General features: G+C 67.4%; 16 protein-coding genes and 2 pseudogenes. 11 read left to right on the plus strand and 7 right to left on the minus strand.

What is annotated here, in order from left to right:
• Positions 1–223 precede the first annotated feature (223 nt).
• Positions 224–835, minus strand: coding sequence for an AAA family ATPase (locus tag HNR23_RS27320; protein ID WP_281381890.1), 612 nt, complete (start codon positions 833–835; stop codon positions 224–226).
• 108 nt (positions 836–943) lie between these two features.
• Between HNR23_RS27320 and ispH the strand changes: the two genes are divergently transcribed.
• The 6 genes and pseudogenes from ispH (at position 944) to HNR23_RS23675 (ending at position 7,145) form a co-directional block, all read left to right on the plus strand.
• Positions 944–1,861, plus strand: a complete 918-nt coding sequence (gene ispH / locus HNR23_RS23650) for a 4-hydroxy-3-methylbut-2-enyl diphosphate reductase (RefSeq protein ID WP_343070691.1) — start codon at positions 944–946, stop codon at positions 1,859–1,861.
• 137 nt (positions 1,862–1,998) lie between these two features.
• Positions 1,999–2,475: pseudogene (locus HNR23_RS23655) on the plus strand (flavodoxin-dependent (E)-4-hydroxy-3-methylbut-2-enyl-diphosphate synthase); the annotation flags it as partial.
• A gap of 388 nt (positions 2,476–2,863) precedes the next feature.
• A pseudogene (locus HNR23_RS27740) lies at positions 2,864–3,073 on the plus strand (hypothetical protein); the annotation flags it as partial.
• Positions 3,074–3,302: 229 nt separating this feature from the next.
• Positions 3,303–4,391: a terpene synthase family protein gene (locus HNR23_RS23665; protein ID WP_184078855.1), complete on the plus strand. Its 1,089-nt coding sequence runs from the start codon at positions 3,303–3,305 to the stop codon at positions 4,389–4,391.
• 158 nt (positions 4,392–4,549) lie between these two features.
• Positions 4,550–6,061: a prenyltransferase/squalene oxidase repeat-containing protein gene (locus HNR23_RS23670; protein WP_184078857.1), complete on the plus strand. Its 1,512-nt coding sequence runs from the start codon at positions 4,550–4,552 to the stop codon at positions 6,059–6,061.
• A gap of 937 nt (positions 6,062–6,998) precedes the next feature.
• Complete coding sequence (locus tag HNR23_RS23675) at positions 6,999–7,145, plus strand: hypothetical protein (protein ID WP_184078859.1); 147 nt, start codon at positions 6,999–7,001, stop codon at positions 7,143–7,145.
• Positions 7,146–7,214: 69 nt separating this feature from the next.
• On the opposite strand, the gene HNR23_RS23680 is transcribed toward HNR23_RS23675, so the two are convergent.
• Both HNR23_RS23680 and HNR23_RS23685 read right to left on the minus strand, forming a co-directional pair.
• Positions 7,215–8,861, minus strand: a complete 1,647-nt coding sequence (locus HNR23_RS23680; protein ID WP_184078861.1) for a hypothetical protein — start codon at positions 8,859–8,861, stop codon at positions 7,215–7,217.
• Positions 8,858–9,523 (minus strand): ABC transporter ATP-binding protein, encoded by a 666-nt coding sequence (locus HNR23_RS23685; protein WP_184078863.1) that lies wholly within the window; start codon positions 9,521–9,523, stop codon positions 8,858–8,860. Before HNR23_RS23685 ends, HNR23_RS23680 begins: the two co-directional genes overlap by 4 nt.
• 305 nt (positions 9,524–9,828) lie before the next feature.
• Between HNR23_RS23685 and lxmK the strand changes: the two genes are divergently transcribed.
• The 4 genes from lxmK to HNR23_RS27745 are packed head-to-tail and all read left to right on the plus strand — an operon-like array spanning position 9,829 to position 13,475.
• Positions 9,829–10,956 (plus strand): class V lanthionine synthetase subunit LxmK, encoded by a 1,128-nt coding sequence (lxmK, locus tag HNR23_RS23690; RefSeq protein ID WP_184078865.1) that lies wholly within the window; start codon positions 9,829–9,831, stop codon positions 10,954–10,956.
• Entirely contained in the window at positions 10,953–11,918 is a 966-nt protein-coding gene (locus HNR23_RS23695) for a T3SS effector HopA1 family protein (protein WP_184078867.1), read from the plus strand. Before lxmK ends, HNR23_RS23695 begins: the two co-directional genes overlap by 4 nt.
• Positions 11,919–11,959: 41 nt before the next feature.
• The gene (locus HNR23_RS23700; RefSeq protein WP_184078869.1) at positions 11,960–12,910 is read left to right on the plus strand and encodes an LLM class flavin-dependent oxidoreductase; all 951 of its coding nucleotides are present in this window, start codon (positions 11,960–11,962) and stop codon (positions 12,908–12,910) included.
• A gap of 40 nt (positions 12,911–12,950) precedes the next feature.
• Positions 12,951–13,475, plus strand: a complete 525-nt coding sequence (locus HNR23_RS27745) for a flavoprotein (RefSeq protein ID WP_394353834.1) — start codon at positions 12,951–12,953, stop codon at positions 13,473–13,475.
• 64 nt (positions 13,476–13,539) lie between these two features.
• Here HNR23_RS27745 and HNR23_RS23710 read toward each other — a convergent pair whose 3' ends face one another.
• The 3 genes from HNR23_RS23710 to HNR23_RS23720 all read right to left on the minus strand — a co-directional run bounded on the left by HNR23_RS23710 (position 13,540) and on the right by HNR23_RS23720 (position 17,346).
• On the minus strand, positions 13,540–14,247 hold the full coding sequence (locus HNR23_RS23710; RefSeq protein ID WP_184078873.1) for a helix-turn-helix transcriptional regulator: 708 nt from the start codon (positions 14,245–14,247) through the stop codon (positions 13,540–13,542).
• Positions 14,248–14,407: 160 nt separating this feature from the next.
• The gene (locus HNR23_RS23715; protein ID WP_343070780.1) at positions 14,408–16,888 is read right to left on the minus strand and encodes an insulinase family protein; all 2,481 of its coding nucleotides are present in this window, start codon (positions 16,886–16,888) and stop codon (positions 14,408–14,410) included.
• Positions 16,885–17,346, minus strand: coding sequence for a hypothetical protein (locus HNR23_RS23720; RefSeq protein ID WP_184078877.1), 462 nt, complete (start codon positions 17,344–17,346; stop codon positions 16,885–16,887). The genes HNR23_RS23715 and HNR23_RS23720 overlap by 4 nt, the downstream gene beginning before the upstream one ends.
• Before the next feature lie 985 nt (positions 17,347–18,331).
• Between HNR23_RS23720 and HNR23_RS23725 the strand changes: the two genes are divergently transcribed.
• Entirely contained in the window at positions 18,332–18,550 is a 219-nt protein-coding gene (locus tag HNR23_RS23725) for a hypothetical protein (RefSeq protein ID WP_184078879.1), read from the plus strand.
• A gap of 824 nt (positions 18,551–19,374) precedes the next feature.
• Here HNR23_RS23725 and HNR23_RS23730 read toward each other — a convergent pair.
• Entirely contained in the window at positions 19,375–20,106 is a 732-nt protein-coding gene (locus HNR23_RS23730; RefSeq protein WP_184078881.1) for a tyrosine-type recombinase/integrase, read from the minus strand.
• Between the last annotated feature and the right edge of the window lie 226 nt (positions 20,107–20,332).

The following is a 20,332-nucleotide window of genomic DNA, read 5'->3' on the forward strand; positions in this document are numbered from 1 at the left end:
ACGACAGGAGCTTCCTACGGAGTGCGAGCGAAGTCGACTGCTGGTCGTGCCTCCCCGACGTGTGGAGCGGCGTTCGTAGGACGAACGGCCGTGCCATGACGTGATGGTGCGCCTGTTCCGCGGGGTGCTTCTCGGCGTGAAGCAGCTGCGCCAGGGCATCTGCCTGCTGGTTCCTGTGTAGATGCGCGTGCGCAACCTCGAATGCGGGGGACCAAGTAGCGGGTCACGTTCCGGCTCCGTCGTGCGGTGCAGGGGCGCTGTCGCCGATGGCCACACGGGAGTCGCACGTTCGGTCGGCGAGTTCGTCGCTGTGGGTGGCGAGCAGGACCGCGGCCCCGTCCTCTCGTGCTTCTTCGACGAGTGTGACGAGAGTCGCGCGGGCGTCGGCATCGAGGTGCCGCTCGGGGTCGTCGAGTACGACCAGCCGCGCCGGCGGGCGCACAAGGAGCCCGGCGATGAGCGTGAGCTGCTGCAGCCCCTTCGAGAGCCGCCCGTAGCCCAGGCGGATGCCTGCCTCTTCGCCGACATCGTTGACTTTCCTTGCGAGTTCCTCGCCGCTGAGTCCGGCCTCGCTGATCGCGTGCCGCAGTTCGAGGTTGGGGCGTTGCACCGTAGCCATCTCCCCGGAAACCGCGGCCCGAGGCTGTTCCCGCTGGACCGTGCGCAGCGTGTCGTCCGTCAATTTCGCGATGGAAATAGACGTCGCCGCCTGCCTCTGATCCTTGGCATCGCTTCCGCGATCTGTGACATTAATGACAGAATCCGTACTTTCCCAATGGGCGTACGACGCCCAAGGCCAGGAAAGTCTGGCCCGGGAGTCACGGCTCGCTTCCATACGGAGGCACGCATGCCAGACCCAGTCTTAGGCCCGGTCACCGCCCAATCCAGCCACCCGATAACAGAGGGAGATCCGAGAAAGGACGGAGGCTCGCCGCGCCGGGTTGTGCTGGCCGATCCTCGCTCCTACTGCGTGGGCGTGGAACGCGCGATCGAGATCGTTGAGCTCCTGCTGCGGGACCGGCCCGGACCCATTTATGTGCGCAAGCAGATCGTGCACAACTCCCACGTCGTGGCCGATCTGGCGTCGCATGGCGCGGTGTTCGTCGACGAGCTCGACGAGGTCCCGAGAGGGTCCACTGTGGTCTTCTCCGCCCACGGTGTCTCCCCCGCAGTGCGCGCTGCTGCCGAGCAGCGTCGGCTGGAGGTCGTCGATGCCACCTGCCCGCCGGTCACCAAGGTGCACGCCGAGGTCCGCCGGCTCGCCGGACGCGGCGACACGGTGGTGCTGATTGGCCACGCCGACCATGAAGAGGTCGAGGGCACCCTGGGCGAGGCTCCCGAATCCACCGTCCTGATCGAGACCCCCGAGGACGTGGACCGGCTGGAGGTGGCCGATCCCGAGAAGGTGTCATACCTGACCCAGACCACCCTGGCGGTCGACGAGACACAGGAGGTCATCGAGGCGCTGCGCGAGCGCTTCCCCGCGCTGCGCGGCCCTGGGTCCGAGGACATCTGCTATGCCACAACCAACCGGCAGAACGCTGTGGAGGCCGTGGCCGAAGATGCCGATGTGGTGCTGGTGGTCGGCTCGGCCAACTCCTCCAACTCCGTGCGGCTGGCCGAACTCGCCCGACGCCTGGGGACCCCTGCCTATCTCATCGACTCCGCCCGCGACATCGATCCCGACTGGGTGGCCGACACTCACAGGGTCGCGGTGTCGGCAGGTGCCTCAGCCCCGCCCCGGCTCGTTGAGGAGGTGATCGAGGCCTTGGCCGGGCTCGGACCGGTGGATGTCCATGAGCATTCGGTGGCCACGGAGGACGTGCTCTTCGCTCTGCCCCGGAAGGTGCGCGAGCAATGATGATCAGCTCTCAACCCCCCTGCCCCCCGTTGACCGGCAATATCGAGGTCCAAGGCGCCGTGCGGGCGGCTTCCCCTGAGTGCCTGGACGATCTCGCCGCCCGTATCCGGGCCTTTCTGGTGGACCGGGTGTGCCGGACAGGCAAGTCAGCGGTCGCCTTCGGGGTGCTGCTGGCCCAAGGCATCGGCGACACCATCCGGGTCTCCCTGTCCGCGCCGCCGGCCGAGGAGTTGACCACCGGCACGTCCATACTGGAAGCCCTGGGCCTACGCGAGCGCCGTCCGGAAATCGTCTCCTGCCCCTCCTGCGGCCGGTCCCAGGTCGACGTCTACCGGCTGGCCAACCAGGTCACCGCCGCCTTCGATGGGTTCCCTTTCCCGCTGCGCGTAGCCGTCATGGGCTGCGTGGTCAACGGCCCCGGCGAGGCCCGCGAAGCCGACATCGGCGTGTCCTGCGGCAATGGCAAAGGCCAGATCTTCGTCAAGGGCAAGGCCATCCGGACGGTCCCGGAGTCCAAGATCGTCGAGACCCTCCTCGAAGAGACCCTCGCCCTGGCCCCGGACTCCGCCGCGGAGGCTGCAGAGAGTTCCGGCCAAGAGGGAAGCGGGAGCTGAGAACGGACATGGACACCCAACTCGTCAAGCGCTCGCGCTATCCCTTCCCCACTCTGGTCAACGAGTACGCGTCGGCAATACAGGAGCCCACCGACCGGCACTGGATCGACGACGACTGCCGGGGCCTGGTCGCGTCCGACATCGCCGATGGATTCAAGAGGTCGCGCACGACCTACACGCCCGCCTGCTTCTTCCCCATGGCGACATGGGAGCGGCTGCTGCCGCTTGCACGCGTGACACTGTCCCCCTTCCACCAGGACAACATCTATGAGCGCGCCACCCCCGAGCAGGTCAGACGGATCTGCGAGAGCACGATCGCCATCGACCGCGGACAACACACGCCCGACGAGGCAGGCGTGATACTCGGGGGCCTGATCGCCGTGGTCCGGTGCAAGGTCCGGCGGTTCGTCCCGGAGAGGCGACGGAGACCGTCGACGCCCCAAAGGCCCGTTTCCCAGCTCTCACGTCCCCGCCGAGCGGCGACATCCGCTACGCCACGCAGACCCGCCAGCACTCCCTCAAGCAGATGGCCTCCGAGGCCGACCTCGTGATCGTCGTCGGCTCCCGCAACTCCTCAAACGCCAAGCGGCTCGTCGAGGTCGCCCTCGATGCCGGAGCCGGAGCAGGGTACTTGGCCGACTGCGCCAGCGAGATCAAGGGATGTGGCTGGAGGGCGTGGTCACGGTCGGCGTCACCTCCGGCGCATGGACCCCCGATGGCTTTCGAACACCAACACTTCGCCCTGCACCGGAAGTTGACTGCTGCGGCTCCGCACAAATCCCGGCGCGGCGGTCTCGCCCGCAGCACACGACGCTTAAGGAATCGCCATGATCATCGACCAGGACCTCAGCATCGAATTGCTGCATTTCGCCCTCCCGATCCCGTCGGCGATCAACCCCGAAGCGGAAAAGATCGCCGCCCACACCCAGGCATGGGTGCAGCACCACAACCTCGGTGGCACCCCCGAGAAGAACCGTTCCGCCGCGATCGCCGGCGCCGACCTGACCATCCACGGATTCCCCGAGTCACGGGGGCCAGTCGCGACATTCCTGTCCGACTACAACGCGCTCGGATACACCATGAACGACCACATCTACACAGACCCTCCCCACAGGGACCTGCACGACGTGGTTCGTGATGTGGTCTTCTGGGAGCGCATGTTGTATTTCCCGCACACCCACGTACCCGACGACATCACTCTCAGGGATGCCGTCCGTGACATCGCACGGCGTGTCCGTACAGATATCCCCGCCTCGGTCCAACAAGCATTCCTTACCGGTACGGCGCACTGGTGCTCCGCACTCGCATTGGAAAGCAGCATTTACGATCGCCATCACCCCATGTCAGTCAGTGAATACCTGCGCCTACGACATGCTGTCATCGGCGATGCCGCCTTCAGCGGGGAAATCTGCGTGGGCAACACCACTGCGGTTCCCACAGAGGAATGGCACGACCCGGCGGTACGGGCGGTCATACAGGCTGGAACTCTCATCTTCGGCCTGGACAACGACCGCTACTCCCAGATCAAGGACGTCACGCACCGGATTCACGTCAAGGACCGCACGCAGCACACACGGCGGGACAACCTCATCACCGTCATGGCCCGCGAGAGTTCCAGGTCGACCCCGCAGGAAGTGGTTCGCGAGGCTGTGAGGCTGCGGGACCGTGTCTTCTCCGCCTACTTGCGACTACAACAGCGGGTCCGCCGCACCGCAAGCCCACCCCTCCAGCGTTTTCTGACCAGCATGGACTATTGCCTTGTCGGCCACATCACGGTCGGCTGCGGTCCGCGGTACTTTCCAGACGGCCCGCCTCCTTTCACTATCTCCACCGAGATGCCCGACGTTCCACTCGGTGTTCCGCCGTATCCGTCCATCGCCTGGTGGTGGGACCACATCGACCACGACCACGCCTGACCACGCACCGACCACGCACTGACCACGCAGCGACGGCACAGAGATCAAGCTCGCTGACAGCCACTGCCCCGGGGCGGCCATCCCAGCACGCATTTTCCACGTTCCAAACCGGATCCCCACCACCCATTCGTCCCTACCTCGATCGAAAACGGTATCCGATGCGCCATTCTGCCCCAATAGCCAATGACCGCGTCCTGCGCGCCACCGCCGTCGCACGTGACAAGCTGGCTCAGTTCCTGAGTAACCAGGTCAGCGATGAAGGTCGGGTAAACGGGTCATGCCGCAGCAGGGTCTTGGAGTCGGCTCTGACACTCCAGCTACTGCGCACTGTCGACCTTTACCCCGACCGTCAGCAGCGCATTATCGGCTTCCTGGAACATCAACAGCGGAGCCTCTCCGGCATCAACGCACTGATCACGGCCGCAGTTCTGAATGCGCCAACCGCGCTCCCCATCGACGGCGATTTCTTCGGAGCCGGGTACCCTGCACGCAAAAGGCTCATGCTCGCCACCGTCCTCGCAACCTTGGGAGCAACCCCGTTCCCGCCGGATGAGCGCATAGACCAGGTGGACTACCACGGACACGCCTCCTGGACCGAGGTAGTCCTGTGCGCCGTGAAGGTCCTCAACGCCTATGGCACAGGTCGCCCGCACTGCGTTACCTCCCATGACCGCGCCTTCCTGACCCACCACATCGCCTGCGGCAGCCGCCGCGACGTATGGGAAGGCCACTTCCCCGCACACTTGCTCGCCCTCCTGGCTCTCAGCCGTTTCCAACCTGACAGCCCCATGATCGCCGACGGGGCTGCGGCTATTCTCCGGCACCAACGCGCCGACGGTGGGCTGCCCTTTATCCTGGACATGACGACCTGCCTTACCGCCCTGACCGGCATCGGGCTGCACCGGGCCGGTGCGGCGCCAGCCTTGCTGACCCGGATGGCCGAACAGATCGCCGCCTTGCAGGCACCCGACGGAGGATGGCCCTACACCCACGACGTAGCCCAGACCGACAGTGACTCCGCCTCCTGGGCCCTGCAATTCCTCCGCTGTTCCAGTCCTCCGCGCTACCGGCTCGCGATGACCCGGTCCGGCCAGTACTACCGAAGCCTCCACAATGTCGACGGCGGCTATCCCACCTACCGCCACGGCCACGAATCAGAGACCGCCATGACGGCCGGCGCCGTCATAGCCCTTGCCGGACACCCGCCAGCCGCATCACTGCTTGACCAGGCCACGGCCTATCTGATCAACTCCCAGCGCCCCGAGGGCACCTTTGAACGCAGCTGGAGCCTCAGCGAATCCTTCGCTATCTACCGCGTCCTCGACGCCCTTCACCACGTGCGCCCGCACTCCGCGCAACCGGACGTCGAACGCCTGAGAAGGGCAGCGCACACCTATCTGCGCAAGGCACAGAACCGGGACGCCGGATGGGGGCACCAACCCGACCAGCCCAGCGATCCCATCAGCACCGCCCACGCAATCCTTGCGCTTCATCGACTCGGCGACACTTCCACTATCGGCCGCAGCCTGGCCTACCTCCTCGATCAGCAACTCGCGGATGGCACCTACACCAGCGTCCCCGACCAAGCCGCGCCCCGGCCACTTCCCTATGACCTACCTCAGGTGGCCAACGCCTTCGTCCTCCTCGCTCTCGCCACCGTGACCAGATAGAAGCGCCTGTTCGGTCCGGCCCGTGGAACCCGGCGAACCCGCGGCGTCACGCGACGGCCTGTCCGCCATCCGGCCGGGGACATGGCGGGCGAAGTGCCGGGTCGACCAACGGCCTCACCCCGCTGAAGAATCGAGGTTAACGAGGTCATCCAGGAACCGGCCAAGGTCCAGCGGATCAGGGAATCGCGCCAGTGCCGGATGCCGGAGGGTGATAGGGGCTGAAACTGCGCCGCAGTCTCAGCCGGTAGGCGCGGTCGTGCACCCGCGTGCACCCCCGGATCTCGGGGCGGATGACGGGAGCGGGGCGCGTCATCGCGGGCGGGGTCGTGGGGGAGTGCACCCGTTGGTGCACCCGGAACACGAAAACGGGCCCCGGCTGTGCGAACGGTGTTCGCAGTTCAGGGCCCGTCTTTCGAACGGAGTGGATGACGGGAATCGAACCATCCAGTGCGAATCGTCTTAACCTGAACAAACACGAGCATCCGCAGGAAACCGCCGATGTCGATCACCTCGTTGACCTCGGTTGCGCTGGGTTAGACGCAGTTCCGTGCACCCGCCGGGTGCACGCCCTTAGCCACCACGGTGCACCCTCGCGGGTACACGCCGGATGCTTGGTTCGCAGCCCCCTGCCCTCCTGGGCGGGATGCTCGGTGAAATCGGTGGCCCACGGCTGATCCAAGTTGTCAGCGTCGTTTGCGTCCGGACCAGCGTCCGGACGCAAACGACGCTGACAACTCCGGGTGAGTCATTCCGATTCCTTTCGATGGCTGGCTTCCCTTTATTGGGCAGGGAGGGGAGCGGTTTCCGGATGGGGGCCTTGGGTTTCCTGAACCGGACATGTCCCCGGCGCCTTGGCCGCGACCGCCCGATACTTGCGTGGGTGTGGTCGGAAGTGTTCGGACCACGGCATCGAACTATCGACAGATGGAGTGATTACATGCAGGTCGAAGACCTGGTAGGCGGTTACGACTCCTACACCACGAGTGAGGACCTGGCCGACGACATGGGGATGGATGTGAATCCCACCTCCACGATCCCGTGCAGCGTCATCACCGTTACCTACACCATCGCTGACGGCTGCTGACTGAGGCCGCCGAAGCCGGGCCGGGGCGAAGCTCCGGCCCGCGCCCGTATGGGGCCGCAGTGTCGGGCGTCACGAGGGCGATGCGCCCGCCGATGCCCCTTTGCGCCTAGCCCACACCACCAGGATGACGGTCGCTGCCGCAGCCCAGGCCACCGCGGCAGCTCCGGACAGAAACCCCGACAGCGGAGGGGCGGCAGCGGCCACCACGGCCGCCGGTCCTTGGAGGTGCCAGCCGAGCACCTGCAGCGGGGCGGTGTTGCCCATGGGGGTCTCATAGCCGATCCACAGGTGGCCGGGGACCGGGCCGCGGAACGTTCCAGCCAGCGCTCCGGCCAGCACGGCGGGAAGCACAGCGGCGACGAGCAGGCCCGCCGAATGGCCCAGGGAGGCGGTGACGGCCGCGAGGGGAACCGCCATCAGCGCCAGCACTCCCAGCGGGACGCATCCGTGCAGCAGCACCGCGACCACGGGTCGGTGCGGCAATAGCAGGGCGCGTCGCGGTACGGCCGCCGTGTAGTCGGCGCCGATGAGGAGCGGGCGGGCTGCGGCGAACATGAGGACCGCGGCCACCACCGCAGCGGCTGCCTGGGCCTTGGGCACCGCGGTGGCCCCCACGGCGACCGTCGCCACAGCCAAGGCGAGTGCGGTCGCGGAGCGGGCCAGTGCCGAGGGCGCCCGCAGCAAGCCGGTGGCATCACGCCATAGGACCAGTGCCCCCGGATGGGACGGTGGGCGTAGGCGCAACCGGGGTGGGGGAGAACGGTCGGCGCCCTCGCGCAGGGTGTCGTGCAGCCACCCCGCCTCGTTGATCCACGCCCCACTGCGCAACCCCGCGTGCATGTCGGCGCGCGCACGCAGGGAGGAGCCGCGGACGGTGTCCAGTATGCGATCGGACGCCACCACCGCGGCCGCGGTGACGGCTGCCAGCGCGCCGATCGCGGCTCCCCAGCCGACCGGTGCCGTCCCCGCCGAAGCGAGGACCCCGTGGGCGGCCCACCCCCATGGACCGGAGGCGAGGACGGCGGCCGCTGGCAGTGTCCATGAGGAGAACGCCGAGGCCAGCAGGGCTGCGACCGCGGCCAGGAAGAACGGCGTCAGCCACGCCATCACGCGACCGCTGCCTGGGTAACGCACCACGATGACGCCGACCGCCGTGCACAGCACCCCCAGTAGCGTGCCGGAGAATAGTGCTGGCGCGAACAACGCCCACGGCGCGGTGCCCGACGGCAGTGCGTGCACCGTCGAACCGATCGTCGCCACTGCGGCCAGGCCCGCCGCGCCGCCGACTGCGCCGCGCACGGCGAACGCGCGCAGCAGCAGCGGCCGCAGCAGTCCGCGGCGCGACACCGGAAGGGCCAGCACCCAGTCGATCATGGGCCGGTCGACCGCCAGCGGCCCGCGGACCAGGGCGTCGCGGGCCGAAAGCCACAGGGCCGTCAAGGCCGCAAGGGTGGCCAGTTCCGGAAGGGCCGCTGCGGTTCCTGTGGCCGCGGTGGGCAGGTCGGAACCGGTCAGCGCTGAGGCCAGCCATGACATCAGCGACAGGCCGCCCATGACGGCAGCGAGGACAAGGACATAGATCCCGGATGCGCGCCCTTCTGCGGGCTGTCCGCGGGCGGCGCGCTGGGCACCGTGCAGCCGCCGGGTGACGCTGCGGGCGGTGGCTTGCGCCTGGTGCGGCCCCTGCACGGTACCGGCGGGCGGGGAGGCGGTCACGTCCCGGCTCCGTCGTGCGGTGCAGGGGCGCTGTCGCCGATGGCCACACGCGAGTCGCACGTTTGGTCGGCGAGTTCGTCGCTGTGGGTGGCGAGCAGGACCGCGGCCCCTTCCTCCCGAGCTTCCTCAACGAGTGTGGCGAGGGTTGCGCGGGCGTCGGCGTCGAGGTGCCGCTCGGGTTCGTCCAGTATGGCCAGCCGCGCCGGCGGACGCACAAGGAGCCCGGCGATGAGCGTGAGCTGCTGCAGCCCCTTCGAGAGCCGCCCAGGGGTCAGCGCGGTGTGCCCGGTGAGCCGGCACCGTTCGAGCGCCCGGTCGATCAGACCCGCGGCGCCCCGCCCGGCACCGTGGCCGACCGCGACCAGCTCCAGGTGCTCTCGCACGGTGAGGTCGGGGTAGAAGACGGCCTCGTCCAGGACGAACACGTCCCTGCGGAACGCCAGATCCACCTCACGCGGTGGGCGTCCGCACACGAGCACCTTGCCTTCGTCCGGGGACTCACGCCCCGCGACGATGCGAACGAGCGTGGATTTCCCCGCCCCGTTCGGACCGCGCACGGCGACCCCGGCCCCAGCGGCCAACCGCAGATCGATCGGGCCGAGCACGTGTCGACTGCCGTACCGGCGCACGACACCGTCCACGGCGAGCACTGGTTCTGCCATGACTCTCTTCCTGGTCAGCCGGTGGATTGCGGTAGTGCGGCGGTACCCGCCTGGACTGCCGCGGCGTACGGCCTCCTGCGGGCACGGCGGTTCCCTGGGAAGGGGAGGCATCCGATGATGGCATCGCGGGCGCGGAGTGTCGACGCCACACGGGCTTACGCCCGGATGCGGATACGCGGCGTCCTAAACATGACAGGGCGATTGCCGCGTCGTGCGTCTGCGGACACGATTGCGCCACGGAGGACGTGGCCGCAGCCGCGCCCCCGAGGGACACGGGGGAATGCCTGCGCTCCCCGCGAAGACGGATGATCGGAAGTGACGTGACCGGGAGCGGTGCCAGCACTGTACGAGTCGATCAGGTCCAGGACACCGAATCTATTCCCCCGCCGGAGGTGGCGGCACTTGTCGAGCACTGCGGTCCGGAATTCGCGGACGCGGTGTTCACCGTCTTGCCTGGACGCAACCGCAACTGGAAGGTAAAGACGCGGGAAGGAAGGTCCGTCCTCGTCAAGCGGATCCATGGCGCCGACGCTGACGACCGCTTCGCCCGGGCTCTTGCGGCTCACCGGTACATTGCTGAGGCCGGTGCCCCGATGCGAACACCGCGACTGCTGGCCGCGAGCTCCGCTGTGCACCTCCTTGTCTTTACCTTCATCAACCAGGTGGAATCCGGGGCCAACTTAGCCGCGCGCGGAGCTTTCGACGACGCGACGGCGTATCGGTTCGGTGCGGCGCTTGCCCGCCTGCACGCGGCCCCGTTGCCAAAGGGCGAGCCCGCGACCAGAGCTCCACACCCCCTGCCGCCTGTCGACGACCTGCGGGCCATCCCGCTGCGGCGGTTCTCAACCGCCACCGCAGGCCTCCTGGAATGCTGGAAGCTCATGCAGGGGGACACGCGCTTGAGGGAGGCGCTGATCGGGCTCCGCACCGCCGAAGCTCAGGCGCCTCTGGTCCCCTGCCACGGCGACATCCGCCTCGACCAGCTCCTGGTCGGTGGCGACGAGCCGCTCGTCATCGACTGGGAGGAGTTCCGGTCTACGGACGCCGCACGTGATGTGGGTGCGTTCGCGGGCGAGTGGCTGTACTTGGCCATGCGCGAGATGGACAAACCGGGGAAGGGCGCGGAAGCTCTGGTGGAAGTGGAGCCGACCCACGATGTCCTCCTCGCCCGGGGCGGTGCGGCGCTACGGCGGCTGCGTTCCCGCACCGCCGCGTTTTGGAGTGGTTACCGACAGGTGCGAGGCCAGTCCGACGAGGGTTTCCGTACCCGGGCTGCCGGGTTTGCTGGATGGCACATGTTCGACCGGTTGCTGGCGACCGCAGCCCAGGTTCCGCGTCTGTCGGCCCTGGACCGTGCTTGTGCCGGTGTGGGGCGCACGGTGCTCCTTTCCCCCGATGAATCAGCCGAGCTGATCGGATTGGAGGCGTCATGACCGGCGTGAATCGGTCTCTTCTAGAGGCCTTGCACGGCGTGGAGCTGGAGCAGGAGACTGCGACCGCCGGTGTAGGGGAGGATCGGATCGCCGCCGATTCCACCAGGGAGCTCCAGGCACGGCTGGCCGCCGCGTTCTATGGACAGTGGCACGTCGGCAACCCGTTGGCCCAGGAGACTTCGCCGGGCGGGGCCCTCTACGACCAGGACTTGGCCGATCTCCTCCGGTCCCGCGTCCCGCACGAAGCGGCTTCGGTGACCGCGCAGGTCCGCGGCCGGGACGGCAGTGCCGCAGTCGTCGTCCTGGACGGTCTCCGTGTCGCGGTGCCCTCGGATGCCCTGCCTGAAGATGCGAGCCCCGGCGACCCGGTGGAGCTGTCGATCGATCCGGTCCGACCCGCTCTGTCTCCCGGATTCCTCCTCGCCGACAGCTCGCGAGGGCGCCCCTCGGGCGGCCCCTTGCTGCGCTGCTACGTGCACATAGTCGACGCCGTAGCCGCGCCCGACATCTGGGGCACTTGCCTGAGCATCCTCGAAGACGTCGGCGTGCCCTACCGGGCAAAGGTCCTCTCCCGGCGCGCGGCCTACCCGCGGCGCGACGCCTTCGTCGCCTACCTTCGGCCAGACGCCGGAAAGGCAGTCTTCTCCCTGAGCAACGTCTCCTCGCTGCCCGGTGTCGGACACGCGACCTCGGTCTTTACCCACCAGATCGCGCCGGGGGTAGCCTTCGGCTGGGATCCTGACGACCCCCGCAGTGCGAGGCACCGCCGTCGGAGCTTCGGCGAGCACCGTTCGGCGGTCTTGGCCGAGGCCTTGATCGAACACGCAGCGTCCGGGAGCACGGCACTGCCGCTCACCGAGCACATCGCCGATGCGCTGCGTGCGGCAGGAATTGACCCGACCGCCCCGCATCGCAACCTGTCCTCTCCCCGTATCGAGGAAGATAAGCCTCTGTCGTGCTGAGCGCCAACGCCTCCCCCCGTAGGCGGAATACACCCGGAGTGATGTTCCCGTTCCAGACCGAGTTCCCGGAGGAGTTGCACGCCCTCGCAGCCGTGGCTACCCGCCACGGCGCCCGGCTGTGGTGCGGCCAGTCGCACCTGGTGGAGACCTACCCTCTACTCGCCCATCTGGCTGGGACAGGGGCGGCGCCGAGCTTGGGAACCGCAGTGTCGCTTACCGCGCACCGTCACCCGTTCGACGCGGCCCTGCAGGCGCGTTCCCTGGCACGGCTCAGCGGGAAGAGTGTCGTCGCTGGTTTCGGTGCGGGGCACCCTGCCTGGGTTCGCAGCATGCTCGGCGATTCCTATGGCCGCCCAGCGGCTTACACCGCTGAGTACGCAGCCGCGGTAAGAACATTGGTGCGCGGCGGAACGACCAGTGCGGGGGAGTTCTTCCCCGCCGGGCTTCGCCTCCCGCCGCTGTCGGCCCCAGCGCCGGTGGAGGTTGCGGTCGGTGTTCTTCGCCCCGGTATGGCGCGCGCCGCGGGTCCATGCGCTGACGCCGCCGTGACGTGGCTCGCACCGCGGGAGTACATCGCTGAAACCCTGGTGCCGGCGCTGGTGGAGGGGGCTGGCGAAGAGCCCCCGCCCCGCGTGATCGCCCTGGTCGGGGCAGCTGTGGCCCGCCCTGGCCGCAACCCGCGAGGGCTCGTTCGGCGACTGGTCGGACGCCACCTTACGGCCGACCACTACGTGGACATGTTCCGCCGGGCGGGGTTGGACGTCGACCCGGAGGAGCCAGCTGCAGGTGCGCGGGAGCTCGTGGAGTCGGGGGTGTTCCTCTACGGTTCGGCCGAGGAGATCGCTGACCGGTTGGTCGACTACCACGCCGTCGGCGTCGACGAGGTCGTGATTAACACTGGAGGCGTCATGGCCGAGCATGGCTCGAACGCGGGATGCGAGGACGCAGAGGAGATCCTCTGCGCCTATGAGGAGCGACATGGCGTCGGTTGACGGGCTAGAGGGGGCCGTTCCGGAAAACACGCGGTTGCTTATGATCGTCACTGGGGCACTGGTGGCCTGCCACACGCCTCTGTGGATCAACTGGCTTCGGGAGGAGCGGTCGGACCTCTCGGTTCGACTGGTCCTGACACCTGCAGCGGCCGGGTTCGTCTCAGAAGCCGCACTCAACGCACTCTCGCCTTCCCCTGTCGTGCGTGACGTATGGTCGTCGAATGGGTCCGCGCTGCACGTTGAGTTATCTCGGTGGGCGGATGCCGCGGTCGTCTATCCGTGTACCATGCGCTACCTTGCGCGATTCGCCCTTGGGCTGACCGAGACACCATCCCTTCTTGCCTTGGAAGCGTTTTCTGGTCCGGTCGCAGTGGCACCTGCTCTTCCGCCTGGGGTAGGGGATGGGGCGGCCTACGCCGCACACACAGCAGCATTGGCGACGCGCCCCAACGTCACCGTCGTACCGCCAGTTCCCGTGCGCAGCTCGACCACAGGGCGCTATGACGCTGCGGGGCCGCCGTCCCTATCGAAGGTGCTGGAGGCGCTGACCCTGACTCGGCAGTGAGACCGGGCGAAGAGAGGAGTGGCGACAGACACCCGCTGAACGCGATTTCGAGGTCCGTGTGCGGTCACATCAGGTTGAGTCGAGCGCAGACCACCCCGAGTTGGAGACGGCTCGTTGTACCCAGTCGGGTCATAACGGCGGACACCCTGCGGCGCACGGTTCTACTGGTCACGCCGAGTCGTCGGGCGATCACCTCATCGGTGTCCCCCTGGCCGAGTAGGTGCAGGATCCTGTGCTCCTCCTCGGTGAAAACTGGGGCAGGAGACTCGCCAGAGGGAGAGGAGAGCCAGTGGTTCTCGAACACCTGGTCCAGGAAATCGACAGTGCCGTTGGTTCGGAACTCCAGGTAGCCGGCCTCTGGATCCGAGTGGAGCGGTAGAAGGGCCCTGGAGTCGTCGACGATCAGCAAGGCTCCGGGGAGCACCCGTTGACTGCGCCGCACGTCGTACTGGCCTGGAGCGATGGTGGCTTCAGGCCGGGCGATGATCCGCACGCGCAGTTCGTCGCGCCCGGTTCCCTTGGCGATGAGTGCTGTCAAGCGGGATATCAACGCGGCGGAGCCGGGCCCGGCCAGGAGAGAGATCTTCCAGTGGGCTGAGGAAATGAGGTGCTTGAGGCCTTCGTCGAGTAGGCGGCGGCCGGGGATATGGCGGATACCGGGAGTGGTGGTGCGTGGTTCGGTGGACCCGACCGGCATGCGTCGAAAGACGTCATCAGGGACGAGTTCCAGTGCGAAGTGCCGGTGCACGCGCTGGGCTGCGATGGCCAGCAATTCGATATCGCCTCGCAGCCCCTCTTGGGGGACGGGGCCGGAGATTGTCGAGGAACCGGGATCTATAGCCATCTCGCCTGGAAAACCTCCTCTGCTGGTCGGTCGGCGCCTACGCCTCCATAGGCGGGCTGTCGATGGTCGTCGGCGCTGAGGGCAGCGTTCACCTGCAGGGCGGTTCACTGCCAGAGTGCTGGTGGCCGAAGTCGCGCAGCGCCTCCGGCGGTACAACGTCCTCGACGAGGCCGGTGAAACCAGTGCACCCGTACAAGCTGGTCCACGCGGCGCGGAGGTCCACTGGTCCGACGCGGGCAAGCAGCTCTGGGAATCTTGGGAGAAGGTGCGCGGAGCCGCCGAGGGCGGCGTGCACCGCAGCGAGTCCGGCCAAACGAGCGGGAGAGTCAAAGGCGAGGCTCCATTGGCCCCAGCACCGTGCACGCACCTCGTCGAGCTGTTTGGGGTCGATTTCCGGCGGGCAGCCGATGAGCTCGGTGAGGGCACTCGCGGCGTAGCCGAGTGTTTCGGGAGCGCAGTCAGCGGAGATCGACAGGGAGGGAATACCGCAGGGAGCCGCGCGCCCGCTGCGTAGAGTTGTCGTCGGCACCTTCTCGGCGGCCAAGGAGGAGAAAAGGGACACCGCAATGTAGCGAGCAGCCTCTTCGGCAGGGGTGGGCGGTGCTGGCGCCCACAGACGCAGACGGAGCAGTCTGCCCTGAGGGCGTAGGCCGATGGCGGAGATGCCCCCGGCCCCCGGGGCAGGTGCCTGACAGCGTCCGCTGACGGGGCTCGGCACGGCGGCCTCCAGGGTACGGGCGGATTCGGCGACCGCATTCGGATCCACGTCGCCACACACGACTAAGGTGATCGGCATGGGGGCCACGGCAAGGGCAGCTGCGCTCCTGAGATACCACTGGACCGCTTGCTGGTCGAAGTCGACCGGGGTATGTAGTGCCTCGGCTGGTTCCGGAGGCGGTGAGGATAGCTGCTGGCCTACGTAGGCGGCCCAGCGAGCGAGCACTCCGGGCTCGACGGCAGTCTCCAGCTCCACCGCCCCTGGTCGGACACGGACAACTGTTCGTCGTAGCGCCCCTGCGGGGGCTTCGCCGGAGCGCATCGCCTGCGATAGGGCGCGGCCTGCTGAAGCGGTTCGGACGGGGATAGTCAATCGGACTTCGGCCGCCGTCGCGCCGGAGAGGCGGAGTAGTACCAGCCGGAAGCGGTCGGACAGCCGTTGATCGTCGACGTCGGGAGGCCTGTGGAATGCGGGCGGCATGGGGGTCCAGGCCCGGGGCTCGAACGTAGTGGCTGAAGGGGCCTGGGCCGCGACAGACGGCGGTAGGGCCGAATGCACGGTCGGCCGGGTCTCCGTCGGTCGGCCTATCAGTACGCCACGATGGGCGTTACGCAGCGCTGCTGCTGCTGCGGCCGTGCCGTCTGCCCCAGTGACGCGTAGGTCGTGGGAGATGTCAAAGGCCCGAGGGGCGTCGCCGAAGAGGACCTCGTGTCGACCGAGGGCTCGGCACCGTGTTAGAGGGTCGGCCAGCAGCCGGTCGTGCAGCAGCGCGGCCGAACGCGCGGCGGGATCGGACCAGCGCCTCGCTGTCTCCGGATCTGCGAGCCGCTCCAACGCGGTGTCGACTGCGGCGAGGACCCGGGACGGAGACGTGTCCTTCTTATGGGGGTGCACCATGGCCACGAACGTGTCGGGGGTCCGCGCGTCGAACGGGCCGAAGAATCCGCAGGACGCTGCAGCCGACAGCTCTGCGTTAGGAGCCCCCGTGAGGATCCGCTCCAGTGCGGCGGCGGCCACGACGTAGGCGGTGTAAGAAACGTGATCGACCGTCGTGTGCAGGTCATCCAGCGGGTACCCGATTGCGACGCGCACAGGACCGCGGCCGTGCACCATGCGTTCCGCGGTCACGCTGTTGACCAAGGGCGGTTCATCCAGAGTGGGAGTAGCTGGCCGTGGCCGACCCAGTAGAGGGGCGAACCAGTGTCGGACACGGTCGAGCAGCCGCTGCTCAGCCGCGGGAGTGGCTAGATCGGCGAGGACTGTCAGCACCGCGTTACCTGGATGGTAGTAGCGTGCGAAGAACGCCAGGAAGTCATCCATGCTGAGGTTGGCCAGCACCTCGGCGGAGCCATAGCCGTCGTGGGCGTTGGCGAAGTTCGTGTAGAGGACACCAGGGAGCAGCGGCCACGGCATTCCGCCGTAGGGCCTGGCATCCCGCTTGGCGGCGATCTCTTCGGCTACCCCGCGGAGCTGCTGGCGGACGTGGGTTGCGCTGAACCGCGGAGCGCGCATCCGGTCGGCTTCCCAGTGCAGGACAGCGTCCAAGGCCTCGGCTGGAACTGCCTGATAGTAGTCAGTGTAGTCAGGGTGTGTCGTCGCCCCGACCTCGCCACCGCGCGAGATCGCTGCGGCGTTTTTCGCCGAATGCGGTGCCTGGTCGGAGTCCTGCGTCATCAAATGCTCGAAGAAGTGCGCGAGGCCCTCCTCACCGGGACGCTCTGACCGGAATCCGGCACCGTAATGTACGCTAACGGCCGCGCTGCTGCCGGCATTGTGGCCTAGGACGATCCGCAGTCCGTTGTCCAGTCGGTGACGAACGACGCGCCGAGCATGGCCAGGGCCGTTGCTCACCAAGACGGTGCCTCCGCCGTCGTGCTGCAATCGTCCAGCACTGTGGCCGCGAGGTCGGCATAGAGGGGGGCGACGGCCGGGTCGCAGGAAACATAACGCGAATAGTCGTTCAGGTGCAGGAGTATTCCCAGCGCCGACCAGGCACGGGTGTTGGTCGGCGCGGGCCCGTAACCGTCGAGAAGCGCGTGGATGTCCGGAGTAGCGCCTCCGTTCTGCGGACGAACGAACGCGCGTATCTCAGTGAGTTGTCCAATGAGGAATCCCACATCCATCCCCGGCGGCGCCATCCCGATCTCCTCTCCGATCATGGCGTGCACTGATGAGGGTCCCTGGATGGCGCAGTTTCCGAGACCGAACCATCCATGCACCAGGACATCCCCTGGTCCGTGCATGGAGACCACAGCGCGCAGGTGGTCCCAGCGCGGCCGGCCCAGCCGACGCAGGATGGTGGCGGCCACCCCACCTGGGATCGCGGACGCCGAGGAGCAGATCATCCCTGACAGGCGTCCGATTGTCGGAGGACGTCTGCGGCTCCATGAAGATGAGGAATCGCCGGTCGGAACTCGCGCTTCGTGTAGGAGGCGCAGCAGCGCACCGATCTCCCGGAGCGCACTATTGAGGCACCGACCGTTCGAAGGTGCCCTCCCGAGCAGCTCGTCAGCGATGGAATAGGCGGAGGAGAGCCGGTACGTCCGCTCCAGATGTGTCCCCGATCCGATGATCCATCGGCTTCCCTGGGGTGTCGCAGCTGACCCCACGTGCTGTGCGACGCTAGGGGGCACAATGGTGAAGGGTTGAGGGGCTGCTACCCCGGGACGACGTGTCCACTCGAAGGACGTCCCGTCTCTCTGGACGCGCTGGCGGCGAAGAAGAGTGGAACTCTTCCGAACCGCAGGCAGATGAGTCCTTGTCTGCATGTGCCCCAGCTGGTGTGTCATCGCCGTCGAGGACGGCATGATGTCCGATCAAATGAATGTTCGAACCATATAGCGATGATTCGTGATTGATGGTGCCCAAGGGGCTACTCAGGGTAATAGATCCTGTTGGATGACCTTATGGGGTTAATGGTTACTTATGTCCACATGTGGCCATTTTGTGTGCAGTGTGGCGAGGGCTCGCTGAGATCCGCCCTGATTGAGGAACTCCGCGGCCGGATCGGGGTTGGGGCCAGCTCCCTCGTCCTGACGGTCGTGGGCGAACCCGAGGACATATCCGAGCAGGATCGCGCTCATGCCCATGTGGTCTAACTCGGGGATCAGGTGCGTATGCACGTAGTTGGCGTTGTTCTGCTCGGTGGGGGCTTCGATGGGCGGATGAGCAGCGAGATGTGGGCTGATGCGGTTCGCGAAGCGCTGGCGGCCGTGGTTGAGACCGTGTGCCTCCCCGGCTGCCCCCACCCCCGCTGTGAGCCTGTGGACGGAGCCCTCTGGGGGTGATGTGGTGGTGCTGGCGAGAAGCTTGGTGGCCGCCCCCGGAAGTGGGCAGGGCGCGGGGGAGGCCGGGTGGCTGCTCAACCTGATGCTGCTGCTCGTTTTACTGTACGTGCAGATCCGCATCCCGTTCTGGGTGCTGCGGCTGGTGTGGGCGCCCAACCCCGGCACGTCGCCGATCGCGGGGATGCTCAAGCAGATCGCGTGGATCATGGCGTTTCGCAGCATGTAGCATGTGCGGCTGCCCGCCGCCGTTCTCCCTCGGCCGCCCCGCCTGGCGGACGAGCCCGCCGACACCGGGACCGAGGCAGCGCCCGACACCGCCCCCGCGGGCGGGACGGCGTCCGGGGACGGCGCTGCAGACCACACCCCCCGACCAGTGGTGGTACCGCCCCGCCTCCGGCAACACCGGCGGACCTCCGCGTGGAGGCCACCCCCCGGCCTTCTGGTCCCGCCCGACCACGTCTCGGCCATCCCTTCCGGCAGGCCCGCCCCATCGAGAGTTGGAGTAGGGCCGCATGCCCGGATCGCCGAGGTGCGGCCAACAGACGCTGTTCCCCCGTGACGGTGCAGTCCCAGGACTTACTTAACGCATGTGTCGCTGGACTCGCTTGACGGTCGCTAGAGAATTTTGACGGTCCGCACACATTTATGACGGATCGCCGTCATGGTGTCGGTGCGACAGAGACGCACGAGCCCGCCGGGCAAGCCGACGACTGGATGGTCAAGCACCGCCTTCGGACGGTGACCGAGATACTGGACGGGGCGAGCGGTCCGGCGAGTCGGAGCCGACGGGACCTTCGCCATCGCTCGGCAGAAGCTCCGTCCCGGTGCCGCCCACGCGGGCAAGACCGTCACCGTGGTCATTGAGGAGACCTGCTTCCGCGTCCTCGACGGCGAGGTCGAGATCTCCACCCACGCCCGCAAAAGTCCTGTCACCCGGTACGTCGCTGAAGTCAGGCATCACCTGGGACCGTCAACCGTCATGCAAGACGTCGTCAAGCATGTCCCGGGACCGATGCGTCAAGCATCTGCCCGGACCTCATATTCGACGTCTCAGACTACGAGGTGCAGTTGGCGTGCGCGTCGGCTGGTGACTACAGCCGGTGTGTTCGTTCCTGAGCTGGGCGGGGCGGTGTCCGGCGGGCTCGTCACCTTCGGCTGTTCAGCCGGGGCCTGCCCTTGCTCAAGGACGCCTGCGTCTGTCGGCTCGGCAGCCAGGGCTGGTGGCGGTGGTGTGGTGCCGTCGATGGCTTCCAGGAGCTCGTCGTCGATGTCGGTCATGAGGTGGCCGTAGCGGTCCATGGTGGTGATGAACATGTGGCCGAGGCGGCGCTGGATCTTGAAGGGGTGGATGTTGCCGTCGATGAGCCAGGCGACGCGGGTGGGGCGCAGGCCGTGGATACGCGGCTTGTGGCGCAGCCCGAGTTGCATGGCCCGCTTGACGGCGGGGACCCAGCGTCGGTTGTAGACGGAGGAATGTCGCCACCAGGCCCCGGATTCGGTGGTGAAGACGAACTCGTCGGGCTTCTTGTCGTCGAGGCGGGGCAGTAGGGCCTCGACGGTGGCTGACGAGAGGACGATGCGGCGGCGGGACTGTTTGGTCTTTGGTGGCCCGAGTTTGAAGGTGTTGTCCTTCTGGTGTTTCCAGGCGCGCTTGGCCTGGAGGAAGCCGTAGCGGGTGATGCGTCCGTCGGGCGTCTTCTTGTGGTGGATGGTGATGTCGCGGACTTGCAGCGTGGTGAGTTCGCCGTAGCGCAGGCCGGTGCGGGCGAAGACGTCGAGCATGTCGCGCACGTCAACTGCGCCGCAGTCTCAGCAGGTAGGCGCGGTCGTGCACCCGCGTGCACCCCCGGATCTCGGGGCGGATGACGGGAGCGGGGCGCGTCATCGGCGGCGGGGTCGTGGGGTGGTGCACCCGCTGGTGCACCCTCAACGCGAAAACGGGCCCTGGGTGTGCGAACGGTGTTCGCAGGTCAGGGCCCATTTTTCGAACGGAGCGGATGACGGGAAT

The organism is Nocardiopsis mwathae, from assembly GCF_014201195.1.
Taxonomy (GTDB): Bacteria; Actinomycetota; Actinomycetes; order Streptosporangiales; family Streptosporangiaceae; genus Nocardiopsis_C; species Nocardiopsis_C mwathae.

Bases quoted from the DNA above. Each gene is read 5' to 3' on its own strand.
- HNR23_RS27745 (WP_394353834.1), top strand. From the start codon at position 12,951: ATGATCGTCACTGGGGCACTGGTGGCCTGCCACACGCCTCTGTGGATC.
- HNR23_RS23685 (WP_184078863.1), bottom strand. From the start codon at position 9,523: ATGGCAGAACCAGTGCTCGCCGTGGACGGTGTCGTGCGCCGGTACGGC.
- lxmK (WP_184078865.1), top strand. From the start codon at position 9,829: ATGATCGGAAGTGACGTGACCGGGAGCGGTGCCAGCACTGTACGAGTC.
- HNR23_RS23700 (WP_184078869.1), top strand. From the start codon at position 11,960: ATGTTCCCGTTCCAGACCGAGTTCCCGGAGGAGTTGCACGCCCTCGCA.
- HNR23_RS23730 (WP_184078881.1), bottom strand. From the start codon at position 20,106: ATGCTCGACGTCTTCGCCCGCACCGGCCTGCGCTACGGCGAACTCACC.
- HNR23_RS23670 (WP_184078857.1), top strand. From the start codon at position 4,550: ATGCGCCATTCTGCCCCAATAGCCAATGACCGCGTCCTGCGCGCCACC.
- HNR23_RS27320 (WP_281381890.1), bottom strand. From the start codon at position 835: ATGGAAGCGAGCCGTGACTCCCGGGCCAGACTTTCCTGGCCTTGGGCG.
- HNR23_RS23665 (WP_184078855.1), top strand. From the start codon at position 3,303: ATGATCATCGACCAGGACCTCAGCATCGAATTGCTGCATTTCGCCCTC.
- HNR23_RS23695 (WP_184078867.1), top strand. From the start codon at position 10,953: ATGACCGGCGTGAATCGGTCTCTTCTAGAGGCCTTGCACGGCGTGGAG.
- HNR23_RS23675 (WP_184078859.1), top strand. From the start codon at position 6,999: ATGCAGGTCGAAGACCTGGTAGGCGGTTACGACTCCTACACCACGAGT.